A 22,466-nucleotide genomic window follows, 5' to 3' on the forward strand; every position below is an offset into this window, starting at 1 on the left:
CGAGCTCCAGTATCAGTAACGGATTTTCGGGTCGATAACCGCATATAGCACATCGACAATGGCATTAAACAAAATGGTTAACGCGCCAACCAGAATGGTCAGACTTAACACTAAGGAATAGTCACGGTTCAATGCGCCATTAACGAACAATTGCCCAATCCCCGGTAAACCATAAATGGTTTCGATGACCATCGAACCGGTAATAATGCCGACAAATGCGGGCCCCATATAGGAGAGCACGGGTAACAGAGCAGGTTTTAATGCGTGGCGTAAAATGATCCGCCGCATAGGTAACCCTTTCGCCCGGGCAGTACGAATAAAGTTGGAGTGTAAAACCTCAATCATAGAGCCACGGGTAATACGCGCAATACTGGCGATATAGGCGAGTGATAACGCCACCATTGGCAATATCATGAATTTAAGCGCTCCACCATTCCAGCCACCGCCCGGCAGCCAATGCAAAATGATCGCAAATATCATGACTAATAATGGCGCAACCACAAAACTGGGGATAACAACCCCGGTCATTGCCAGCCCCATCACGGTATAGTCCCATTTGGTGTTTTGCTTTAATGCGGCAATAACGCCAGCACTAACACCCAGTATTACCGCAAGAAAAAATGCTGCGGCTCCCAGTTTGGCAGAAACGGGAAAACTGGATGCAACCAGGTCATTGACCGAATAATCTTTATACTTAAACGATGGACCGAAATCGCCATGCGCCAGTTGTTTCAGGTAGCTGAAATACTGTGTCATGATCGGATCATTAAGATGATATTTCGCTTCGATATTGGCCATCACTTCCGGTGGTAAAGTACGTTCGCCGGTAAAAGGACTGCCCGGCGCGAGGCGCATCATAAAGAACGAAATAGTAATAAGAATAAATAGCGTCGGAATCGCTTCCAGACAGCGACGTAGAATAAATTTTAACATTGCCCTACCTTCTGGCCTGTGCCTTCTGTAATGCGATAAAAATCAGACACCGTGGAGCAGGACACTCCTGCCCCACGTATTGCCATTAGTGCTTCACAATGTACATATTCCGGGTGTAGATATTATCCAGCGGATCTTTGCCGGTATAGCCACCAACCCACGGTTTCACCAAACGCGCATTCACGTAGTAATAAACAGGAACAATGGCCGAATCCTTATCCAGCTGTTGTTCTGCTTTAGTGTACAGAGCTGTACGCTGCGCCTCGTCAGTCACTTTCAGCGTTTCCGCCATAATGCTGTCAAAGGCCGGGCTCTTATAATGCGCGGTATTCATTGAGCTGTTCGACAGCATGGTGTTCAGGAAGGAAGTTGGTTCGTTGTAGTCTGCACACCAGCCTGCACGGGCCACATCAAAAGTGCCCTGGTGACGGGTGTCGAGGAACGTTTTCCACTCCTGGTTAACCAGTTTGACGTTTACACCAATGTTTTTCTTCCACAATGAAGAGGCAGCAATCGCCAGCTTTTTATGCAGATCGGAGGTGTTATACAACAGGTTGATGGTCAACGGTTTGTCTGCGGTATAACCCGCTTCAGCCAGCAGTTTTTTCGCTTCTTCGTTACGTTTTTCCTGGCTCCAGCCAAACCATTCCGGCTGAGTCAATTTTGCGCCATCAGTATATGGTGGAGTGTAACCATAGGCGGGCATGTCGCCCTGCGCTTTCACTTTATTAACAATGATATCGCGGTCCATACCCAGTTTCAGTGCGGTACGCACACGCACGTCATTAAATGGCGGTTTCTGGTTGTTAATTTCGTAATAGTAAGTGCACAGGTATGGATCAACGTGAACTTCGTCCGGGATCTCTTTTTTCAGCTTCTGGAACAATTCGATCGGCATGTTGTTATAAGTCATGTCGATTTCACCACTACGGTAGCGGTTGACATCGGTAACTTCAGAAGCAATAGGCAAATAGGTTACCTGGTTAATAACGGTTTTCGCGTTGTTCCAGTAGGTCGGGCTGCGTTCAAGAACGATTCGTTCGTTTACGACCCAATCTTTTAAGGTATAGGCACCGTTGGTGACGATATTACCAGGCTGGGTCCATTTTTCGCCGAATTTCTCGATAGCGGCTTTTGGCACCGGTGAAGTTGATGGGTGAACAAGTAATTTATAGAAGTACGGAACAGGTTCACTTAAGGTGACTTCTAATGTGTGATCATCAATAGCTTTCACGCCGAGATCGGTAATCGGTTTTTTCCCTTCAAGAATTTCATCAATACCGGCGATATGCCCATATTGCAGATAACTGGCATACGGAGAAGCAGTGTTTGGATCAACAGAACGTTGCCAGCTATACACAAAGTCTTGTGCTGTGACTGGCGTGCCATCAGACCATTTCGCATCTTTACGCAAATGGAAGGTCCAGACTTTCGCGTCTTTATTATCCCAGGATTCAGCGACGCCAGGTGCCGGATGGCCGTCAAGATCGCTAACCAGTAAGCCTTCAAACAGGTCTCGGCTGATATTAGACTCCGGAACACCTTCAATTTTGTGCGGATCTAATGACTGAACTTCTGAACCATTGTTACGTACCAGCGTTTGTTTTTCCGCCAGTGTGACACCTGCGGGTACATCAGCTGCCAGCGCGACATTCCCTGCCATAAGCGCAGCCAAAACGCCAGCTGCTACTAAACTTCTCTTGGTGATGTTGGTCATTGTTTTTTGGACTCCCTCATTATAATTACTGGTATTAACCAGCATGTGTAATCCCGGATTGGGACCCTGCACAGGCTCGGAGACTTTCTGCTGTCAGGTTACTTTATCGTTACGTATTACTATCACCGACTTTATTTATTCTGGTGATTCAGACGATCACCTTATGTCGATTCGTACTGTGTCTCCCCTGTCGAGACACATTATTCTTTCGCGACGATCTTTAATTGTTAATTATTCTCATTACCAATAAAGAATCGCCTGGCGGTTGCCCGGAAAGTACCAAATGCGGTTCTTACTCGCCAATACATTTTGCAAAATTGTTAAGCAATTCTCTTTTATTGACCGAACCAGAATCTATAGCTTGCATCCATGCCTTAACAAACATCTTTCAATTCAATCAAATAGAGGTTGGTTAAGCATGTCTCTCTTTTCTGATTACAGTTCCAGTAGTGAAATGCACAATAATTTAACAATTGATTATTATTTAGCACTTTCCTCTACCAAAGGCAGTGGAATTACTAATATCATTTCAATTATTCTTCAGCAAGCCCAGGATTATGATGTGGCGAAAATAACATGATGGTGAGGAGAAGCAGTTAAGGAAATCCTTATAACTAACTGTAATTTGAGAAGAATATTTTTACCTATTCCTTTTGCTTTTGATAACTGCGCAGGAACAAAGTAAAAATAATGACGAAGTAAACGGAGCATGACAGCTCCGTTTCATTTGAAAGGAATTAATTAAGCAGGCCGGGGAAAATCCCCTTAATACCAGTAACGATAAATTCAATCCCCAATGCCATCAGCAATAGCCCCATAATACGCGTAATCACGTTGATGCCGGTCTGGCGTAAAACTCGTACCAGCCACGGTGCCATGCGGAACAATCCCCAGCAACATAAAGCGAACAATGCAATAGCCACAAAGAAACCAAACAGATAGCTAATGCTGTGATAACGCGTACCCCAGACGATGGTAGAACTGATCGCCCCTGGCCCCGCCATCAACGGCAACGCCAATGGCACCACACCAATGCTTTCACGTACCGCGGTTTCTGATTTTTCTTGCTTGTTCTGTTTATCCTCACCAAGCTTGCCGCTGATCATCGACATCGCTATTGTCACCACCAGGATGCCACCGGCGATACGGAATGAATCAATTGATATACCAAAAAGTTGTAGAATCGTGTCGCCGAGAAAAAGCGAGATCCACAAGATAATGGCCACAGACAGGTTGGCTGTAAGGTTAGTTTTGTTTCGCGCTGCCGCTGTCTGATAACTGGTCATGCTGATAAAGACGGGAATAATCCCTACCGGGTTGACCAGCGCAAATAACCCGATGAAAAATTTGAAGTAAACGGGAAAATCAAAAAGGGTCTGAATCACGGTTAGCTCCGAAGCAAAAGCCGGATAATGTTAGCCATAAATAAGGTTGAAAAGACGCGCTGACAATACGCCTTTTGACAGCATTTTTCACCTCCTAACTACTTAAAATTGCTATCATTCGTTATTGTTATCTAGTTGTGCAAAACATGCTAATGTAGCCAACAAATCATACTACAATTTATTAACTGTCAGCTATAATGGCGAAAAGCCATGCTGAAAGGTGTCAGCTTTGCAAAAATTTGATTTGGATCACGTAATCAGTACCCAGAAGTGAGTAATCTTGCTTACGCCACCTGGAAGTGACGCATTAGAGATAATAACTCTAATGTTTAAACTCTTTTAGTAAATCACAGTGAGTGTGAGCGCGAGTAATCTTTTGATTTCCATCGGTTAAGCAAATCATCACCGCACTGACTATACTCTCGTATTCGAGCAGATGATTTACTAAAAAAGTTTAACATTATCAGGAGAGCATTATGGCTGTTACTAATGTCGCTGAACTTAACGCACTCGTAGAGCGTGTAAAAAAAGCCCAGCGTGAATATGCCAGTTTCACTCAAGAGCAAGTAGACAAAATCTTCCGCGCCGCCGCTCTGGCTGCTGCAGATGCTCGAATCCCACTCGCGAAAATGGCCGTTGCCGAATCCGGCATGGGTATCGTCGAAGATAAAGTGATCAAAAACCACTTTGCTTCTGAATATATCTACAACGCTTATAAAGATGAAAAAACCTGTGGTGTTCTGTCTGAAGACGACACTTTTGGTACCATCACTATCGCTGAACCCATCGGTATTATTTGCGGTATCGTTCCGACCACTAACCCGACTTCAACTGCTATCTTCAAATCGCTGATCAGCCTGAAGACCCGTAACGCCATTATCTTCTCCCCGCACCCGCGTGCAAAAGATGCAACCAACAAAGCGGCTGATATCGTTCTACAGGCTGCTATCGCTGCCGGTGCTCCGAAAGATCTGATCGGCTGGATCGATCAACCTTCTGTTGAGCTGTCTAACGCACTGATGCACCACCCAGACATCAACCTGATCCTCGCGACTGGTGGTCCGGGCATGGTTAAAGCCGCATACAGCTCCGGTAAACCAGCTATCGGCGTAGGCGCGGGCAACACTCCGGTTGTTATCGATGAAACTGCTGATATCAAACGTGCAGTTGCATCTGTACTGATGTCCAAAACCTTCGACAACGGTGTAATCTGTGCTTCTGAACAGTCTGTTGTTGTTGTTGACTCTGTTTATGACGCAGTACGTGAACGTTTCGCAACCCACGGCGGCTATCTGTTGCAGGGTAAAGAGCTGAAAGCTGTTCAGGACGTTATCCTGAAAAACGGTGCGCTGAACGCGGCTATCGTTGGTCAGCCAGCCTATAAAATTGCTGAACTGGCAGGCTTCTCTGTACCAGAAAACACCAAGATTCTGATCGGTGAAGTGACCGTTGTTGATGAAAGCGAACCGTTCGCACATGAAAAACTGTCCCCGACTCTGGCAATGTACCGTGCTAAAGATTTCGAAGACGCGGTAGAAAAAGCAGAGAAACTGGTTGCTATGGGCGGTATCGGTCATACCTCTTGCCTGTACACTGACCAGGATAACCAACCGGCTCGCGTTTCTTACTTCGGTCAGAAAATGAAAACGGCTCGTATCCTGATTAACACCCCGGCTTCTCAGGGTGGTATCGGTGACCTGTATAACTTCAAACTCGCACCTTCCCTGACTCTGGGTTGTGGTTCCTGGGGTGGTAACTCCATCTCTGAAAACGTTGGTCCGAAACACCTGATCAACAAGAAAACCGTTGCTAAGCGAGCTGAAAACATGTTGTGGCACAAACTTCCGAAATCTATCTACTTCCGCCGTGGCTCCCTGCCAATCGCGCTGGATGAAGTGATTACTGATGGCCACAAACGTGCGCTCATCGTGACTGACCGCTTCCTGTTCAACAATGGTTATGCTGATCAGATCACTTCCGTATTGAAAGCAGCAGGCGTTGAAACTGAAGTCTTCTTCGAAGTAGAAGCTGACCCGACCCTGAGCATCGTTCGTAAAGGTGCAGAACTGGCAAACTCCTTCAAACCAGACGTGATTATCGCGCTGGGTGGAGGTTCCCCGATGGACGCTGCGAAGATCATGTGGGTTATGTACGAACATCCGGAAACTCACTTCGAAGAACTGGCGCTGCGCTTTATGGATATCCGTAAACGTATCTACAAGTTCCCGAAAATGGGTGTGAAAGCGAAAATGATCGCTGTCACCACCACTTCTGGTACAGGTTCTGAAGTCACTCCGTTTGCGGTTGTAACTGACGACACTACTGGTCAGAAATATCCGCTGGCAGACTATGCACTGACCCCGGATATGGCGATTGTCGACGCCAACCTGGTTATGGACATGCCGAAGTCCCTGTGTGCTTTCGGTGGTCTGGACGCAGTAACTCACGCCATGGAAGCTTATGTTTCTGTACTGGCATCTGAGTTCTCTGATGGTCAGGCTCTGCAGGCACTGAAACTGCTGAAAGAATATCTGCCAGCGTCCTACCACGAAGGGTCTAAAAATCCGGTAGCGCGTGAACGTGTTCACAGTGCAGCGACTATCGCGGGTATCGCGTTTGCGAACGCCTTCCTGGGTGTATGTCACTCAATGGCGCACAAACTGGGTTCCCAGTTCCATATTCCGCACGGTCTGGCAAACGCCCTGCTGATTTGTAACGTTATTCGCTACAACGCGAATGACAACCCGACCAAGCAGACTGCATTCAGCCAGTATGACCGTCCGCAGGCTCGCCGTCGTTATGCTGAAATTGCTGACCACCTGGGTCTGAGCGCACCGGGCGACCGTACTGCAGCTAAGATCGAGAAACTGCTGGCATGGCTGGAAACGCTGAAAGCTGAACTGGGTATTCCGAAATCTATCCGTGAAGCTGGCGTTCAGGAAGCAGACTTCCTGGCGAACGTGGATAAACTGTCTGAAGATGCATTCGATGACCAGTGCACCGGCGCTAACCCGCGTTACCCGCTGATCTCCGAGCTGAAACAGATTCTGCTGGATACCTACTACGGTCGTGATTATGTAGAAGGCGAAACTGCAGCGAAGAAAGAAGCTGCTCCGGCTAAAGCTGAGAAAAAAGCGAAAAAATCCGCTTAATCAGTAGCGCTGTCTGGCAACATAAACGGCCCCAGAAGGGGTAATGCCAGTCAGTTAAGGATCAGTTGACCGATCCAGTGGCTGTGTAAGAATCCGGAAACGCTCACTCGTTTCCGGATTTTTTTATGCTCATTGGACAGGCCCTTGATTTGGTATCCCGTTACGATTCTCTGCGTAACCCACTGACTTCTCTGGGGGATTACCTCGCCCCCGAACTCATCTCTCGTTGCCTTGCCGAATCAGGTACTGTAACGCTACACAAGCGCCGTCTTCCCCTCGAAATGATGGTCTGGTGTATTGTTGGCATGGCGCTTGAGCGTAAAGAACCTCTTCACCAGATTGCGAATCGCCTGGACATCATGCTGCCGGGCAATCGCCCCTTCGTTGCCCCCAGTGCCGTTATTCAGACCCGCCAGCGTCTGGGAATTGAGGCTGTCCGCCGCGTGTTCACGAAAACAGCGCAGCTCTGGCATAACGCCACGCCGCATCCGCACTGGTGCGGCCTGACCCTGCTGGCCATCGATGGTGTGTTCTGGCGCACACCGGATACACCAGAGAACGATGCAGCCTTCCCCCGCCAGACACATGCCGGGAACTCGGCGCTCTACCCGCAGGTCAAAATGGTCTGCCAGATGGAACTGACCAGCCATCTGCTGACGACTGCAGCCTTCGGCACGATGAAGAACAGCGAAAATGAGCTTGCTGAGCAACTTATAGAACAAACCGGCGATAACACTCTGACGTTAATGGATAAAGGTTATTACTCACCAGGACTGTTAAATACCTGGAGCCTGGCGGGAGAACACCGCCACTGGATGATCCCTCTCAGAAAGGGAGCGCAATATGAAGAGATCAGAAAACTGGGTAAAGGCGATCATCTGGTGAAGCTGAACATCAGCCCGCAGGCACGAAAAAAGTGGCCGGGACTGGGAAATGAGGTGACAGCCCGCCTGCTGACCGTGACGCGCAAAGGAAAAGTCTGCCATCTGCTGACGTCGATGACGGACGCCATACGCTTCCCCGGGACGTATACCGGAGCTGATGCGCGATCTTGCAAGTATGGGACAACCAGTGAAATTACCGACAAGAAGGGAAAGGGCCTTCCCGAGAGTGGTAAAGGAGAGGCCCTGGAAATACCCCACAGCCCCGAAAAAGAGCCAGTCAGTTGCTTAACTGACTGGCATTACCCCTTCTGGGGCCGTTTTTTGTTTTCCCAAAACAACTTTTCCATAAACCGGCAGCATTGTCCTTCATCATATTTGCGACGATGTATAACGCCTACACACAGCGATATTGTACTTTACAGGTTACAAGTCAATGTCGGTGTATAAGCGCTCTGTGAGGCGTATAGCGGCGTTAAAAAACTGCCGAGAAGGGTGTATAGCCCGGAAGAAGTGCGTAAAACGAACTGACAGGATAAAAGCGCCCTGCTCACCCTGTCAGTAAAGAAATTCTTATTAATCGTGGCGATGCCTTTCCTGAATAGCCGTTAATGAGCCGACTTCTAACGCTTCTTTATAGTGTTTACGGCATACAGAAACGTAGCGTTCATTACCACCAATAACCACCTGCTCACCTTCGTTATAAGGTCTGCCTGCTTGATCAAGACGCAGCACCATGCTTGCTTTACGGCCACAAAAACAGATGGTTTTTAATTCAACCAGTTTGTCGGACCACGCCAGTAAGTATTGACTGCCAATAAATAATTCACCTCGAAAATCGGTACGTAAACCATAACAAAGTACGGGTATATCGAGTTGATCGACAACCTCCGATAATTCATATACTTGTTGTCTGGTTAAAAACTGGCATTCATCAACCAGTACGCAATGAATTGCCTGCTGTTCATGTTCCGCACGAATCTCATCAAATAATGATGAATTTTGGTTAAATAATTTTGCAGGCGATGACAAACCTATACGCGAACTGACTTTCCCGGCACCAAAGCGATCATCAATTTCTGCCGTATATACGACAGTGCGCATGCCGCGTTCCTGGTAATTGTATGAAGATTGCAACAATGCTGTAGACTTACCCGCATTCATTGCGGAATAGTAGAAATATAGCTGTGCCATCAGCCACAGGCCCTCAATGATATGAAATAAAGTTGGCTGGAGTTTATCATAATTCGTCAGTTTTTCAGCTCAACAGTATGCACAGAAGTGGTATATGCGTTCTCCCTTACGAAGCCTTGCATAATCCTTCTGAGCTATCATTACAACTGCCTCGCTTGTTATAAGCGGGTAAATGACTGCCGGTAACTATTCACAATCTTTAACCTGTTGCGCATGTAATAGCCCTCTGTTGACCTCCAGGAGATAGTGCAATACTAAGTCCCTGCTCTTATTGCGACTGTTCTACTTTTCATCATTCGCTTAATAGGGAATTCTCGTAAACACGACTAATACAGAAGACTGAAAGGTCGTCAGCCTACGATTATCTCCCCATAAAATGTGACATGAATCAGGAAGTTTTAACCTCACGTGCTGCGAAATCATCGGTGCAAATAGGGCTATATGCCGCGTCTTTTCTGGCTAATTTTATGAAAAGATATTTATTGGCGGCACAAAATAAAGAACAATTTTGAATTCCTTACATTCCTGGCTATTGCACAACTGAATTTAAGGCTCTATTATTACCTCAACAAACCACCCCAATATAAGTTTGAGATTACTACAATGAGCGAAGCACTTAAAATTCTGAACAACATCCGTACTCTTCGTGCGCAGGCAAGAGAATGTACACTTGAAACGCTGGAAGAAATGCTGGAAAAATTAGAAGTTGTTGTTAACGAACGTCGCGAAGAAGAAAGCGCGGCTGCTGCTGAAGTTGAAGAGCGCACTCGTAAACTGCAGCAATATCGCGAAATGCTGATCGCTGACGGTATTGACCCGAACGAACTGCTGAATAGCCTTGCTGCCGTTAAATCTGGCACCAAAGCTAAGCGTGCTCAGCGTCCGGCAAAATATAGCTACGTTGACGAAAACGGCGAAACTAAAACCTGGACTGGCCAGGGCCGTACTCCAGCTGTAATCAAAAAAGCAATGGATGAGCAAGGTAAATCCCTCGACGATTTCCTGATCAAGCAATAATCTTTTGTAGATTGCACATGCTAAAAATCCCGCCATCGGCGGGATTTTTTATTGTCCGGTTTAAGACAATATAATAAGAATAAGCTATAAAAAAACGGCGTCGATTGCTCAACACCGTTTCGTGGAAAACACCGATACGGATGTTACTTCTTAATGCCCATCTCTTCTTCAAGCCAGGCTTTAAATTCCGTGCCAAGGGTGTTATGACGAATACCGTATTCAACGAAGGCCTGCATGTAACCTAATTTATTACCGCAGTCATGGCTCTTCCCTTTCATATGATAGGCTTCAACCGTTTCTTTTTCGATCAGCATATCAATTGCGTCGGTGAGCTGAATTTCATCACCAGCTCCAGGAGGGGTTTTTGCCAGCAACGGCCAAATATCCGCGCTAAGTACGTAACGACCCACAATAGCGAGATTAGACGGCGCAACATCCGCTTTTGGTTTTTCAACCACGCCAACCATCGGTACGCTTTCACCCGGCGCTAATTCAACGCCTTTGCAATCCACAACGCCATATGCGGTCACATCAGCAACCGGTTCAACCATGATCTGGCTATGACCCGTTTCATCAAAGCGGCGGATCATCTCTGCCAGGTTATCCTGTGATAAATCGGATTCATATTCATCCAGAATAACGTCAGGCAAAATAACAGCTACCGGTTCATCACCCACTACCGGGTGAGCACACAATACCGCGTGTCCCAGGCCTTTCGCCAGCCCCTGACGAACTTGCATAATAGTCACGTGCGGCGGACAAATAGACTGCACTTCATCAAGCAGTTGACGTTTTACACGTTTTTCCAGCATTGCTTCCAGTTCAAAACTGGTATCAAAGTGGTTTTCAATAGAGTTTTTAGATGAGTGAGTAACCAGCACAATTTCAGTAATGCCAGCCGCAATACATTCATTCACGACGTATTGAATTAATGGCTTATCGACAAGTGGCAGCATCTCTTTCGGGATGGCTTTCGTCGCCGGCAACATCCTGGTTCCTAATCCCGCTACGGGGATAACGGCTTTTTTGACTTTCGTATTAATGGCAGCCATTTAAATTCTCCTGGACTGTTCGTGTTTTGAACGTGTTCATATTTCTGTATCGCATCCCAGTATATCAGCACCCCGAAGGGGCTAAGTTCTGAAAAGGAGGCGAGTTAGCATAATTAAGACAATTACTTATACGAATAGCGACGATAGTACCACCAGCCGACATTAGCAGGTAATGCAAATTTAGCCCGTGTTATCGTTTGCTCATTCTGCAGACAACATCAAGCGCAGCCGACCACCGGTTCCCCATATTTGGCATTGCCAGGCATCGCATCGCTGGCTCAATTGATTCAAATAAGCGTTACCTAAAGTGCCTAACGGAACACCATTACTGATTTGCACCTGATGTTCGCCGGTATTTAACGTCGCATTCAGACCCGCAGAAACCAGAATGAGATTTTTCAGTTCGCGATGATAATAGCCAACTAATAGCGGAAACTGCCCCGGCAGATTGGCCTGACGGAGTAAATGGTTTACCTGCTTCAATAACGCGCCCAACTCTGGCAACCGTTGATTTTGGTGTGCAAGCTGTTCCTGTAATAATCCGTTAAACAATGCGCGTAATAACAAGGCAGCAAGTACGCCATTATGTCCAGCTCGGGTGACATCAAGGCAATAAAATGCCAGATCGTTTTCCGAAAGTGCGGCAATATCAAGCACCAGGCCGGGTTTGTCCGCGGCAACTAATTGACGATAATTAACCCGGCATTGGGAAATCACCTGCTGAACCGGCGGTTGTAGTTCCTGTAATAATTTCGCCGCTGCAGCAGGGTTATCAACCATTGCATCCCAGTCGCGAAAAAGCCTTTCCTCTTCCTCAACGCGGGAATTAAACATGCTGGGATAGAGACAGGCAAAAACCATCTCGCGCAAGCGATTCAGATCTTTAACCGGTTTCAGCAAAACATCTTCAACACCCAGACGTAACGCTTTGGCAATATCTGCCATATTTTCAGTGGCAGATATCACCAGAACTGGTGTCTGGTCACCTCTGTTGCGTATATGTTCCAGCAGTTTAAGCCCGTTCATTCGTGGCATCGCGATATCACATATCATCAGGTCTGGAGTGAAACCTCCCAGCAACTCAAGGGCATCCACCCCATCAGCCGCCAGTACCGTTGTCGCTCCCAATGAGGAAAACCACGAATCCAGAAGCGAGCGAAATACCTGCTCATCTTCAACAATGAGAATCTGTTTTCCGACCAATGGCTGCGTCATGTTCTCTCCCCTGACTGGCTTTACTCAATAGTGGCACGCTATTGCCACCTACGCCTGTCAGAATTAACTTAAGTGTAGATAAAAATTCTGGTCAAATGTTGGTGCGTACCAACGGCAAAAGTTCGTCCATTTTCTTTTCCACTGCCAGTTGTCCGGCCGCAATGGCAGCGTGCGCGCGATGGAAATCAAGCGTAGATATTTGCGGGCAAACAGGTTGAATCAGAATATCGGGCGGATCACCTGCCATGCGGTTCCTTTTAAGGCGGTTCTCCAGCACCTGGATAGAAGTGGTCATAATCTCTGTTGCCGTTGGCGCTGTCACCGCCCGACGTGTCGTTATGCTGCCTAACCTTTCTTTCAGACGCGCATGCCACGGCAGAGAATCACCATTCTCGCTATTTTCTTCACTGACATTAAAGGAGAGCAAATCTTGTTGCATCAAATGAGCATCGTGCTGCAGGTCGACCGCTATCACAATATCAGCCCCCAATGCACGCGTGAGGGAAATAGGAATTGGGTTAACTACAGCGCCATCAACCAGCCAGTAGCCGTTATGCGCAACGGGTGCCATTAGTCCTGGAATACTGCATGATGCACGAATAGCAAGATGGAGATCGCCTTCAGTAAACCATAATTCACGCCCAGTACTTAAATTGGTGGCAACAGCCGCGAAGCGACGGGAACAATTTTCGATCTCTGTTTCCGGCATTATTTCGCGATATTGATTGAAGACACGCTCGCCGCGCAGTAACCCACCGCGCTGCCAGGAGAGATCCATCAGGCGTAAAACATCCCAATAACTGAAAGAGGTCACCCAATCTTCCAGCGCAGATAATCGATCGCATGCATAGGCAGCGCCCACCAGCGAACCAATTGAACATCCTGCAACGATATCAATTTCAATACCCACTTTTTTTAGCGCATTAATTACGCCAATATGCGACCAACCTCTTGCCGCGCCAGATCCCAGCGCCAGCCCTATTTTTATCTTTCTCATTATTCCCGCAAGATTCCCCTGGAATGCAATCGTAGCCACATCGCTACTGCTCGGTTAACATAGTGCTACTCAGGCGGTTAATACGCCGTTATTGTTTCCAGGGAGATTATTTGTGTCTCAGCTTTGTCCCTGTGGTAGTGCTGTCGAGTATAGCCTATGTTGCCACCCTTATGTGTCTGGTGAAAAGGTTGCACCTGATCCAGAACATCTCATGCGTTCGCGTTACTGCGCTTTTGTGATGCAAGACGCAGATTATTTAATAAAGACCTGGCATCCATCTTGTGGAGCAGCGGCGTTACGAGCCGAATTGATTGCCGGATTTGCGCATACTGAATGGTTGGGATTGACCGTATTTGAACATTGCTGGCAGGACGGCGGCAATATCGGATTTGTCAGTTTTGTTGCTCGATTTACCGAGGGTGGCAAAACAGGTGCAATAATTGAACGTTCGCGATTTTTGAAAGAAAACGGTCAATGGTACTATATTGACGGTACACGTCCGCAGTTTGGCCGCAACGATCCCTGCCCTTGTGGTTCAGGTAAAAAATTTAAAAAGTGCTGCGGCCAATAATGGTTGACGGTACGGTTTAGCAAACACTCTCAACAAGGTTTTTCCAGCAATGCATTCACTCCAACGTAAAGTTCTGCGTACTATTTGTCCGGACCAAAAAGGTCTGATCGCACGTATTACCAATATTTGCTACAAGCACGAGTTAAATATCGTGCAGAACAATGAATTTGTAGATCATCGTACCGGGCGCTTTTTTATGCGCACGGAACTGGAAGGGATTTTTAATGATTCCACCCTGCTGGCGGATCTCGATAGCGCATTGCCAGAAGGCTCCGTGCGCGAGCTGAATCCTGCCGGTCGTCGCCGGATAGTGATTCTGGTCACTAAAGAAGCGCATTGCCTTGGCGATTTGTTGATGAAAGCCAATTACGGCGGCCTGGATGTCGAAATCGCGGCAGTTATTGGTAACCACGATACTTTACGTTCTCTGGTTGAGCGGTTTGATATTCCGTTTGAGCTGGTAAGCCATGAAGGGTTAAGCCGCAACGAGCACGATCAAAAGATGGCGGATGCCATTGATGCTTATCAACCTGACTATGTGGTGCTGGCGAAGTATATGCGGGTATTAACGCCGGAATTTGTGGCACGCTTCCCGAATAAGATCATCAATATTCACCATTCATTCCTGCCAGCGTTTATCGGCGCACGTCCTTATCACCAGGCCTATGAGCGTGGCGTGAAGATTATTGGCGCAACCGCTCACTATGTGAATGACAATCTGGACGAAGGCCCAATCATCATGCAGGACGTTATTCATGTCGATCATACCTACACAGCTGAAGATATGATGCGCGCAGGTCGTGACGTCGAGAAAAACGTCTTAAGTCGTGCGCTATACAAAGTACTGGCGCAGCGCGTCTTTGTTTACGGTAATCGGACGATTATTCTTTAATCGCCAGCAAAAATAACTGGTTAGCTTTAATCCGTTACGGATGAAAATTACGCAACCAGTTCATTTTTCTCAACGTAACACTTTACAGCGGCGCGTCATTTGATATGATGCGCCCCGCTTCCCGATAAGGGAGCAGGCCAGTAAAAAGCATTACCCCGTGGTGGGGTTCCCGAGCGGCCAAAGGGAGCAGACTGTAAATCTGCCGTCATCGACTTCGAAGGTTCGAATCCTTCCCCCACCACCATCTCAAGCATTACCTACAATATGAATTACCCCTGGTGGGGTTCCCGAGCGGCCAAAGGGAGCAGACTGTAAATCTGCCGTCATCGACTTCGAAGGTTCGAATCCTTCCCCCACCACCATCGCTTTCAAAAGCCCCTGAATTCTCAAACGAATCCGCAATTAAATATTCTGCCCATGCGGGGAAGGATGAGAAGCTTCGACCAAGGTTCGACTCGAGTGCCAGCGAGAGAGCGTTGCCGCAGGCAACGACCCGTAGGGCGAAGCGCGCAGCGCTGAGTAATCCTTCCCCCACCACCATCACTTGATTCCATTATCAAGCCTTCGGCTTCTCCCCCATTCGCCGTAAAAACTGCTGCTGTAGCCTCAACAAATCCGCTAACGTCAACAACTGATAATCCAGACCTTGCTGGCTGGCAATTTGTGCAATAATGCGGCTTAGCGCCGGATAATGGCGATGATGCCAGTGAGGAAACAGATGATGGGTAAGGTGCAGATTAATCCCGCCCAGCCAGTAGCCAAGCCATGCAGGTTGCGGCGTCCAGTCAAAGGTGGTAACAAAGGTATGCGCCAGTCTGCCCACGGGCATTTTGCCCTCTTCTGGTGGTAACTGCGTATGTCCCTTCGCCCAGTGCGTTCCAATAATCAACGTCACAAAAATCAATGACGCCAGCAGCTGGCTGAGCAGATAAGTCAGCAGGATGGTCATAAAACTAAAATCAGACAAAAGCCAGGGAAGTATCAGACACAGCGCACAATGCGCCAGTTTCCCGGCTAAGAAATATCCCCAGCCAGCAAAGCCTCGCAGGGCCAGATGTCGCGTGACCGGCGTAAACCCTGCGCGATCGAGCCAGTCCACTACCCAGATATACCAGGGAAAGGTGAGCGCGGCGACCAGTGGCCAATAGTGATGTTGCTGGCGCATAAAAGGTCGCCACCGTTGCCACGGCGTCTGGCGAAGAATGCCATTTTCTGCTGTGTCTGGATCGTAAAATTCAATATTGGTAAAACCGTGATGAAAGCGAACGTGGCGCACCCGCCAGCAGTCCGGATCTAGCCCCATAGGAAAAGCAACCCACCGGTTAAGTCGGGCATTGGTCTTTTTACCACGCAAAAACGCATCATGCGAAGCGTCATGCACCACATTGACCGCTAACAACATGGCGCAAAACATCATCGCGAGATACCACAACAGATACAGCCCCCACAGGCTTTGAGACAACGCCAGTGCATAGCAGCATAAACAGGCAATAATCAACGCCGCCATTTTGGCGAATGCCCAGCCGTCGGCATACCGATGATCGCCTGATTTCGCCAGATAAACTTTCGTACCGCTTTGCAGTTGTTTCACCAGTTGTGGATCATCGGCAGGAAAAGTGATTAACCTGTCGGGATTAAACAGGTTCATACTGTTTCCTTAGCGATTTACGTCCTACGCCGATTACAAATAACAGGCAATGGGCCAGCAGAATACCCACTAATCCCTTCCAGAGCAGAGTACTCCATGAACACATATAGACAATAAAATAGAGCAGTGACAACGTCACAGAGCACCACAAAATCATACCCCAATGCTGCCCGTCGCTCATGCCCCCCAGCGCAACGGAGCCTGCCGCCAGCAGAACAAATAATACGGCTTGCTCGCTGGTAATAAACTCAATGCCATAGCCATATTGTTGAATGTAGCCAAGCACCAGCATAAACAGCAGGATCACCCCTGCCCCTACCGCCCATGGAGAACTCTGGTAGCGACCTTCAATCGCTTTGCCAAATGAGCGAAAGCCCATTAAGCGTAAAAATGGCAGATTACTCTCGCGCATCGGGTTACAGGACAAGCGACTATTTTTTACGCCGTAGCCTACGTCGTATTCCGGCCCGGCACTATACGAACCGAAAAGTTTATCCCACAACAAAAAGGTGCCACCGTAATTGGTATCGGCATATTGCTTTTGATTCAGATGATGGACGCGATGATGCGAAGGCGTGATCAGCACTTTTTCCAGCCAGCCCAGTTTCGGCGTTAGTGCGTTATGGTTAAAAAATTGCCAACTATAGTGAATAATAGAAACCGCCAAAAAGATCTGCAACGGCACACCAAGCATCGCCAGCAGCATAAAAAACGGGATTGAGGTTAACGAGGAGTACCACGAATTCCGCACGCCTAATGACAGGTTGTAGTGTTCCCCCTGATGATGCACCACATGTACCGCCCACAGCGGGCGCATTTCGTGATGCCAGCGATGTAGCCAGTAAAAGCCGAAATCCCACGCCAGGATAGTAAACAACCACAGCAGGATCACCGGTGCATTATCAAACAGTCCAAGGCTGAAGTGATTGATCACCAGGCCATAGCAGAGCACTTCCAGGCAGCGAAATAACCACAGCATCATATGACCGGAGTTGATATTAAAAATAACGTCCAGCCAGTCCACTTTTTGCCGCCCGGTGAATTGCAACACGCCTGCTTCGGCTAACACCAACAGCACCATCGATATGATGGGGAATAATAAATCACTCATATTGTGTCTTCCTTTTCTCGCATGTTGCGCATATCCAACCGCAAATCGACGCCAGCAACGCGCCGCCTACTAAATCGATAAATAAATGTCTGCGTAATTGCAGAATCGAAAAGGCGATTGCTATCGCCCAGACCACGCTCATTAGCGTCAGCCAACGGTTCCCCTTTTTGGCAATCGCCCATACCGCCAACAGCGTTAGCGCGGCGTGTAAGGAGGGGAAACAGTTCTGGCTTGAGTCAATGGCGATCAGCCTGTTGAGTGCGCCCGCGGATATCCCCATCTGATCAAACGAGGGATAATGCATGGTTGTGGGCCAGAGAAGATAAAATACGCCTGCCACCAGTGCGGAAATTTGCATTGAACGGGCCAGCCAGCGCAGGTGGCAAAGTGGCGTGGATAAATAACCTAACGGCACAATGAAAAAAAACGAGAGATACAGCCACACAGCGGAGGGGGAAAACGAAATCCAATTATCAATTATTGACGGTGTTAATTGATATCCCTCACCTTGCAGGTAGTCGCTAAAGTTGTAGATAACCCCAACAGTTCCCCAGCCCAGCAGCATCTGTTTCAGGCGTAGCAGTGAATTGCTCATTCCCGCCCCCACTGACGCACAATGCGCCGCCGCTTGGCTGTAAAAGAGACTGGCACAGTTTGCGGTTCCAGCGACCAAATTAATTGCCCGACAGCGATATCCTGGCGTATAAACAAGGCATTCAACGCCTCCCGGCAATGCTCCAGCATCCACAGCTCGCAATCGGCGATTAACGTCAATTGTGCTGACCCGGTTTGTAGCAGGCGATAATCGACTGTTAGCGGCAGTGTCATTGCCAGCACACGACTACAGGCATCGGCAAAAACGGTCTGAATATCGCCGGATCTTGTTGGTAGTTGCAGTTGGTCATCCTGCCGCCCTTCGATACGCGCAATCGCCATTGTTGCACTGCCACAGGAGCATGGTTGTTCGCTTGCCACCAGCACATCATCCAGTCGATAACGCACTATCGGCTGTGTGGTGCGGGTAAAGTCTGTGACGATCGGCACGAAACGGTGCTCATCCAGCCATTGCGGTTCAATGTGAACAAACTCTTCGTTGAGATGTAACGTTCCACACCGGCAGGTGGAAGCGAGAAAGCCTTCTGTCGCCTGATAAATTTCCCCCACATTGTGGAACACGTTGCGCAGTAATTCCCGATCCTGCGGCTCCAGAACTTCCGCCACCGAAATCACTTTTTTGACCTTTAGCGTCAATTCGCCGGCCATCACCTCCAGCGCCAGTGCGCGTAATACCTGAGCTGGCGCGACAATAATCGTGGGCGCTCGCTGTTGGAGAAGTTTGAGTTGCGCCTGAAATGGCGCTAGCAGATCGTAAAAATCGAGACTTAACCAGCGATTATTCACGCTTTGATACAGGTTGTTGTCCGCGCGCAGAAACAGCGCCACCCGCTCTTTGGCAAATAAACCGTCGGGCAACACTTTTGCCAGCACACCGGCGGCCCACATCTGTTGCTCGTGCGGGCTAACAACAAAAAGCCCACGACGACCCGATGTACCTGATGAAAGCCCAACACTGAACCTGCCAACGCAGGGTTTGAAATCACGACTCTGCTCACTGCGCATTGCACAATCGAGAAGTTCGTCGCGCTTTAAACCTGCGGTATTCATCTCATCGAAGTGCGTCATCATTAACGCTTTATCCATCATTGGCCACTGATTAAAGGGCAACGTCAGATAACGCTGAAACCACGGGCTATGAGATAAGACATTTTGCCGGAACTGATGCAGCCTTTTTGCCTGCCAGTTTTCCAGTGCCTCGCGATCGGTGAAATGCAGCTTGCGGGTACGAAAGTAGCGCCAGAGTAAAGCCAACGGGATCATAAATCCCCCTCATGGCACAAACGAATCTCCACTACACCGTTTTGCCAAAGCTGATGGAGTTGCCCAAGCGTGTGGTAGTAGGCGTGGCTGTCGGACATAACCAGATGCGCCAGTGGTGAAGGCCCTCGCAGCTCCCGGTAGTTAGCTGGCGCCCATGCCGCATCGCCAGCCAGTAAAGTCCAGCCGTTGTCGGTTAACACAAACGCGCCAATATGTCCGGCAGCATGTCCGGGAAGCGGCACGAGAATAATTTCGCCATTGCTTTCTGGCAGCAAATAGCCGCACTCAAACGGTGCCAGTTGCGCGGGCAAATTCACCGATGCGAAACTTTCAATAAAGCGCAGTGAGGAGTCAAAATTCTCCGGGATTAGCCCTGGCACAAAGGCCTGGCGCAGCGCAGTGACACCACGCAGAGTTCTTACTTGCCGCCAGCCTTCACCAGAACAGATGCAGGAAACATCAGGAAAATCACGCAGACCAGCAATATGATCAGCGTGAAAATGCGACAGAATAATCGCATCAACATCTTTCGCTGCGAGGCCGGTGGCAGAAAGTTGCCGCACCAGCGCCTGTTGCGGATCGAAATAAACCGGCGTGACCTGACGATAAAGACGAAACACACCAGATTGCGTGTAGTGTTCGAACCACGATGAATAGCCTGTGTCCCACAGCCACCGTTTGTCGCCCACCTCCAGCAGCCAGGCGCGGGCGGGGAATTTGCACACTTTCAGCCCTGCCCCTTTCAGCGCAATACAGCTAATATGGGTACACCAGCCCGTTTCAAATGCGGTTATTTTTGCCATGTTCCCTCAGCCATTGTCCCGTGATTGCAATACCTTGTTCCATCGAAAAGCGCGGTCGATATCCCAGCTCTGTAATGGCCTTTTGCGCACTCAGCGTCATATCGAAACAGAGTGTTCCGGCGCTGTATCGTGTGATAACAGGTTCCTGATTAACGCACTTCCCGTACAGTTCCAGGCCACGCGCGACCAGAGAAAGCAGCGACCAGGGAACAGCAGCAATGCGGTAACTCAAGCCCAGTTGCTGGTGCAGCAAGGCGTCAAGCATCACCGATAGCTGCTGCGGCTGGTGATTGCTGATGTTGTAAATACTGCCCGAGCGTAAGCCTTCAACGTTCGTTGCCAGCCGCATGGCATACACCACGTTTTGCACGAACGTGAGATCCAATAACGCGTCGCCCCCGCGCGGCAAACGTAAGCAACCACCGCCCTGTTGCAATTGCTGCATCAGACGAGGAACAATTACCTGGTCATGGGGGCCAAACAAACCACGGGGACGCAAAAGAATAAATCTCGTGGCAGAATATCGAGAAACAGCGCCAGCAATAACCTGCTCAGCGGCATATTTACTGCTGGCATAATGGCTGGAGAATGCTCGCGCAAGATACGTTTCTGGCAGGTCATTGTGATGTTGAAAATCAAAGTAAACCGCAGGCGTGGAGATATGGATAAACCGGGGAATATTCAGCCTGCCTGCCGCCTGTGCCAGAGTGTGGGTCACTTTGACATTGGCAAGCCAGAACGCCGTTTTGTCGCCCCAGGGCGAGGACTTTGCCGCACAGTGCCAGACGGCATCGCAGCCGTCCATCAGGCGGGCGCAGTCATCCTCGGATGCCTCGGTTAAATCGAGAGCCACAAACTGTGCGCCTGCGTTTGTCAGGCTTCTGCCAACCTCACAATTTCGCCCTGTTGCCACAACCGACTCACCCGATTGCAACAAATATTGCACGGCATTTCGCCCAAGGCCGCTGGTCGCCCCTGTTACGAGGATCTTCACGGTAAAAGCACCATGCCAGCCAGCGTTAGTCCCGCTGCCGTGCCAATCAACATTACAGGTTTATCCGCTGTGAAACGACCGCTAATCACTGCTTCATGCAGCGCCGTGGGGATAGAGGCCGCGACCTGATTGCCGTAAAAACGATACACATCGATGAGCGCAGATTCCGGCACTCGCAGCCGTTTACGCATATGTTCAAGGGAAAGATGACTGGCCTGATGTGGAACGACCGTGCCGATATCATCCAGTTGCAGGCTGCTTTTTTGCAGCAACCGAGAAAAATAATCTTCAATAAGCGAAGAAGCAAAACGAAACAGCGGTTTCCCCTGCATATGAAAAAGAAAGTCGCTATCACTCACACCAGAACGAGGATTACGCCGCGTACCGCCGGCGCGTATTTCACACAGTTCGCTGCCTTCGGGATACATTTCGATCAGGCTAGCGATAATCCCGCTGCGCCCATCGCCCCGCTCAACAATCGCGCACGCCGCGCCATCACCAAAAATTAATGAAGACTCTTCATGATCCCAGTCGATACCTCGTGAAGCAATATCTGCCGAAACGATGGCAATGCGCCGATATGCTCCACAGTTTAATAATCCGGCACCGACTTCAAGAGCGGAAATAAAGCTCACACAGCTACTGTTGATATCAAACCCGGCAACGCCTGCGGGCATGGCTGCGGCTTTAAGAATATGAATTGCGCTACAGGGTAATGCCTGTACGGCAATGGCCGATGCACAAATTAGCAGATCAATATCAGTAGGATTTAAGGCTGCCGCTACTAACGCATTATGTAAAGCCTCTGCCGCCAGTTCGGCCTGGCTGGCGTCGTTGCGGGCAAAATAGCGCCAGCAAATACCGGAACGTCGCTCAACATAGCCAACTGGCTTATTTAACTGAACATCCAGTTGTTGAGAAGTGATTTGATCAGGGGGTAAGGCGATCCCCGTGGCGATTATTTTTAACGCCGCGGAGATCGTCGGTTGATTAGGTCGAGCCACGGTCAGTGCTCCTTCACTGCTC

General features: G+C 48.8%; 19 protein-coding genes, 2 tRNA genes, 1 other RNA gene and 1 pseudogene. 8 read left to right on the top strand and 15 right to left on the bottom strand.

The window, feature by feature from the left end; genetic code table 11:
- Positions 1-12 precede the first annotated feature (12 nt).
- The 4 genes from oppB to ychE (HBM92_RS25360) all read right to left on the bottom strand — a co-directional run bounded on the left by oppB (position 13) and on the right by ychE (HBM92_RS25360) (position 4,119).
- Entirely contained in the window at positions 13-933 is a 921-nt protein-coding gene (oppB, locus tag HBM92_RS13195) for an oligopeptide ABC transporter permease OppB (protein ID WP_000911112.1), read from the bottom strand.
- A gap of 85 nt (positions 934-1,018) precedes the next feature.
- Positions 1,019-2,650 carry an oligopeptide ABC transporter substrate-binding protein OppA gene (gene oppA / locus HBM92_RS13200; protein ID WP_012601473.1) on the bottom strand — a complete coding sequence of 544 codons (1,632 nt, stop codon included), beginning with the start codon at positions 2,648-2,650 and terminating at the stop codon, positions 1,019-1,021.
- A 737-nt stretch (positions 2,651-3,387) separates the two neighbouring features.
- Positions 3,388-4,035, bottom strand: a complete 648-nt coding sequence (ychE, locus tag HBM92_RS13210; RefSeq protein WP_000616773.1) for an NAAT family transporter YchE — start codon at positions 4,033-4,035, stop codon at positions 3,388-3,390.
- Positions 4,036-4,065: 30 nt separating this feature from the next.
- The gene (gene ychE, locus HBM92_RS25360; protein ID WP_211180492.1) at positions 4,066-4,119 is read right to left on the bottom strand and encodes a protein YchT; all 54 of its coding nucleotides are present in this window, start codon (positions 4,117-4,119) and stop codon (positions 4,066-4,068) included.
- 392 nt (positions 4,120-4,511) lie between these two features.
- Between ychE (HBM92_RS25360) and adhE the strand changes: the two genes are divergently transcribed.
- Both adhE and HBM92_RS13220 read left to right on the top strand, forming a co-directional pair.
- Positions 4,512-7,187 (top strand): bifunctional acetaldehyde-CoA/alcohol dehydrogenase, encoded by a 2,676-nt coding sequence (adhE, locus tag HBM92_RS13215; RefSeq protein ID WP_000301660.1) that lies wholly within the window; start codon positions 4,512-4,514, stop codon positions 7,185-7,187.
- 125 nt (positions 7,188-7,312) lie between these two features.
- Positions 7,313-8,360 (top strand): annotated as a pseudogene (locus tag HBM92_RS13220) (IS4 family transposase).
- A 284-nt stretch (positions 8,361-8,644) separates the two neighbouring features.
- On the opposite strand, the gene tdk reads toward HBM92_RS13220, so the two are convergent.
- Positions 8,645-9,262: a thymidine kinase gene (gene tdk / locus HBM92_RS13225; RefSeq protein WP_000068076.1), complete on the bottom strand. Its 618-nt coding sequence runs from the start codon at positions 9,260-9,262 to the stop codon at positions 8,645-8,647.
- A 603-nt stretch (positions 9,263-9,865) separates the two neighbouring features.
- Between tdk and hns the strand changes: the two genes are divergently transcribed.
- A complete protein-coding gene (gene hns, locus HBM92_RS13230) occupies positions 9,866-10,279 on the top strand; it encodes a histone-like nucleoid-structuring protein H-NS (protein WP_001287378.1) in 414 nt (137 codons plus the stop codon).
- Positions 10,280-10,422: 143 nt separating this feature from the next.
- Here hns and galU read toward each other — a convergent pair whose 3' ends face one another.
- From galU to rssA, 3 genes are all read right to left on the bottom strand, one after another.
- Positions 10,423-11,331: a UTP--glucose-1-phosphate uridylyltransferase GalU gene (gene galU, locus HBM92_RS13235; protein WP_000718995.1), complete on the bottom strand. Its 909-nt coding sequence runs from the start codon at positions 11,329-11,331 to the stop codon at positions 10,423-10,425.
- A gap of 201 nt (positions 11,332-11,532) precedes the next feature.
- Positions 11,533-12,546, bottom strand: a complete 1,014-nt coding sequence (rssB, locus tag HBM92_RS13240) for a two-component system response regulator RssB (RefSeq protein ID WP_000193451.1) — start codon at positions 12,544-12,546, stop codon at positions 11,533-11,535.
- A 91-nt stretch (positions 12,547-12,637) separates the two neighbouring features.
- Complete coding sequence (rssA, locus tag HBM92_RS13245) at positions 12,638-13,543, bottom strand: patatin-like phospholipase RssA (protein WP_001226476.1); 906 nt, start codon at positions 13,541-13,543, stop codon at positions 12,638-12,640.
- A gap of 112 nt (positions 13,544-13,655) precedes the next feature.
- On the opposite strand from rssA, the gene HBM92_RS13250 reads away from it, so the two are divergent.
- From HBM92_RS13250 to HBM92_RS13270, 5 genes are all read left to right on the top strand, one after another.
- Positions 13,656-14,114, top strand: a complete 459-nt coding sequence (locus HBM92_RS13250; RefSeq protein ID WP_001362934.1) for a YchJ family protein — start codon at positions 13,656-13,658, stop codon at positions 14,112-14,114.
- A gap of 49 nt (positions 14,115-14,163) precedes the next feature.
- Positions 14,164-15,006 carry a formyltetrahydrofolate deformylase gene (gene purU / locus HBM92_RS13255; protein WP_000555849.1) on the top strand — a complete coding sequence of 281 codons (843 nt, stop codon included), beginning with the start codon at positions 14,164-14,166 and terminating at the stop codon, positions 15,004-15,006.
- Between the two features lie 159 nt (positions 15,007-15,165).
- Positions 15,166-15,250, top strand: a tRNA-Tyr gene (locus HBM92_RS13260).
- Positions 15,251-15,283: 33 nt separating this feature from the next.
- Positions 15,284-15,368: transfer RNA gene (locus HBM92_RS13265), tRNA-Tyr, on the top strand.
- A gap of 46 nt (positions 15,369-15,414) precedes the next feature.
- A non-coding RNA gene (locus HBM92_RS13270) (RtT sRNA) lies at positions 15,415-15,546 on the top strand.
- 16 nt (positions 15,547-15,562) lie between these two features.
- Here the strand turns inward: HBM92_RS13270 and HBM92_RS13275 are convergent.
- From HBM92_RS13275 to HBM92_RS13305, 7 genes are read right to left on the bottom strand one after another with little or no spacing between them, the layout of a single operon-like run.
- A complete protein-coding gene (locus HBM92_RS13275) occupies positions 15,563-16,654 on the bottom strand; it encodes an acyl-CoA desaturase (RefSeq protein ID WP_001048209.1) in 1,092 nt (363 codons plus the stop codon).
- Entirely contained in the window at positions 16,641-17,765 is a 1,125-nt protein-coding gene (locus HBM92_RS13280) for a sterol desaturase family protein (RefSeq protein WP_001281624.1), read from the bottom strand. Before HBM92_RS13280 ends, HBM92_RS13275 begins: the two co-directional genes overlap by 14 nt.
- Positions 17,758-18,360: a phosphatase PAP2 family protein gene (locus tag HBM92_RS13285; RefSeq protein WP_001304425.1), complete on the bottom strand. Its 603-nt coding sequence runs from the start codon at positions 18,358-18,360 to the stop codon at positions 17,758-17,760. Before HBM92_RS13285 ends, HBM92_RS13280 begins: the two co-directional genes overlap by 8 nt.
- A complete protein-coding gene (locus HBM92_RS13290) occupies positions 18,357-19,643 on the bottom strand; it encodes a F390 synthetase-related protein (RefSeq protein WP_000612466.1) in 1,287 nt (428 codons plus the stop codon). Before HBM92_RS13290 ends, HBM92_RS13285 begins: the two co-directional genes overlap by 4 nt.
- Positions 19,640-20,446 carry an MBL fold metallo-hydrolase gene (locus tag HBM92_RS13295; protein WP_001074140.1) on the bottom strand — a complete coding sequence of 269 codons (807 nt, stop codon included), beginning with the start codon at positions 20,444-20,446 and terminating at the stop codon, positions 19,640-19,642. The genes HBM92_RS13290 and HBM92_RS13295 overlap by 4 nt, the downstream gene beginning before the upstream one ends.
- Positions 20,424-21,440 carry an NAD-dependent epimerase/dehydratase family protein gene (locus HBM92_RS13300; RefSeq protein ID WP_001304426.1) on the bottom strand — a complete coding sequence of 339 codons (1,017 nt, stop codon included), beginning with the start codon at positions 21,438-21,440 and terminating at the stop codon, positions 20,424-20,426. Before HBM92_RS13300 ends, HBM92_RS13295 begins: the two co-directional genes overlap by 23 nt.
- The gene (locus HBM92_RS13305; protein ID WP_001327159.1) at positions 21,437-22,444 is read right to left on the bottom strand and encodes a 3-oxoacyl-[acyl-carrier-protein] synthase III C-terminal domain-containing protein; all 1,008 of its coding nucleotides are present in this window, start codon (positions 22,442-22,444) and stop codon (positions 21,437-21,439) included. The genes HBM92_RS13300 and HBM92_RS13305 overlap by 4 nt, the downstream gene beginning before the upstream one ends.
- Between the last annotated feature and the right edge of the window lie 22 nt (positions 22,445-22,466).

The organism is Escherichia sp. E.sYA108, assembly GCF_011754335.1.
Lineage (GTDB): Bacteria > Pseudomonadota > Gammaproteobacteria > Enterobacterales > Enterobacteriaceae > Escherichia > Escherichia coli.

Excerpts from the sequence above, each read along its gene's own strand:
- oppB (WP_000911112.1), bottom strand. The coding sequence starts at position 933 with ATGTTAAAATTTATTCTACGTCGCTGTCTGGAAGCGATTCCGACGCTA.
- oppA (WP_012601473.1), bottom strand. The coding sequence starts at position 2,650 with ATGACCAACATCACCAAGAGAAGTTTAGTAGCAGCTGGCGTTTTGGCT.
- adhE (WP_000301660.1), top strand. The coding sequence starts at position 4,512 with ATGGCTGTTACTAATGTCGCTGAACTTAACGCACTCGTAGAGCGTGTA.
- tdk (WP_000068076.1), bottom strand. The coding sequence starts at position 9,262 with ATGGCACAGCTATATTTCTACTATTCCGCAATGAATGCGGGTAAGTCT.
- hns (WP_001287378.1), top strand. The coding sequence starts at position 9,866 with ATGAGCGAAGCACTTAAAATTCTGAACAACATCCGTACTCTTCGTGCG.
- galU (WP_000718995.1), bottom strand. The coding sequence starts at position 11,331 with ATGGCTGCCATTAATACGAAAGTCAAAAAAGCCGTTATCCCCGTAGCG.
- rssB (WP_000193451.1), bottom strand. The coding sequence starts at position 12,546 with ATGACGCAGCCATTGGTCGGAAAACAGATTCTCATTGTTGAAGATGAG.
- rssA (WP_001226476.1), bottom strand. The coding sequence starts at position 13,543 with ATGAGAAAGATAAAAATAGGGCTGGCGCTGGGATCTGGCGCGGCAAGA.
- purU (WP_000555849.1), top strand. The coding sequence starts at position 14,164 with ATGCATTCACTCCAACGTAAAGTTCTGCGTACTATTTGTCCGGACCAA.
- HBM92_RS13275 (WP_001048209.1), bottom strand. The coding sequence starts at position 16,654 with ATGAACCTGTTTAATCCCGACAGGTTAATCACTTTTCCTGCCGATGAT.
- HBM92_RS13280 (WP_001281624.1), bottom strand. The coding sequence starts at position 17,765 with ATGAGTGATTTATTATTCCCCATCATATCGATGGTGCTGTTGGTGTTA.
- HBM92_RS13285 (WP_001304425.1), bottom strand. The coding sequence starts at position 18,360 with ATGAGCAATTCACTGCTACGCCTGAAACAGATGCTGCTGGGCTGGGGA.
- HBM92_RS13290 (WP_000612466.1), bottom strand. The coding sequence starts at position 19,643 with ATGATCCCGTTGGCTTTACTCTGGCGCTACTTTCGTACCCGCAAGCTG.
- HBM92_RS13295 (WP_001074140.1), bottom strand. The coding sequence starts at position 20,446 with ATGGCAAAAATAACCGCATTTGAAACGGGCTGGTGTACCCATATTAGC.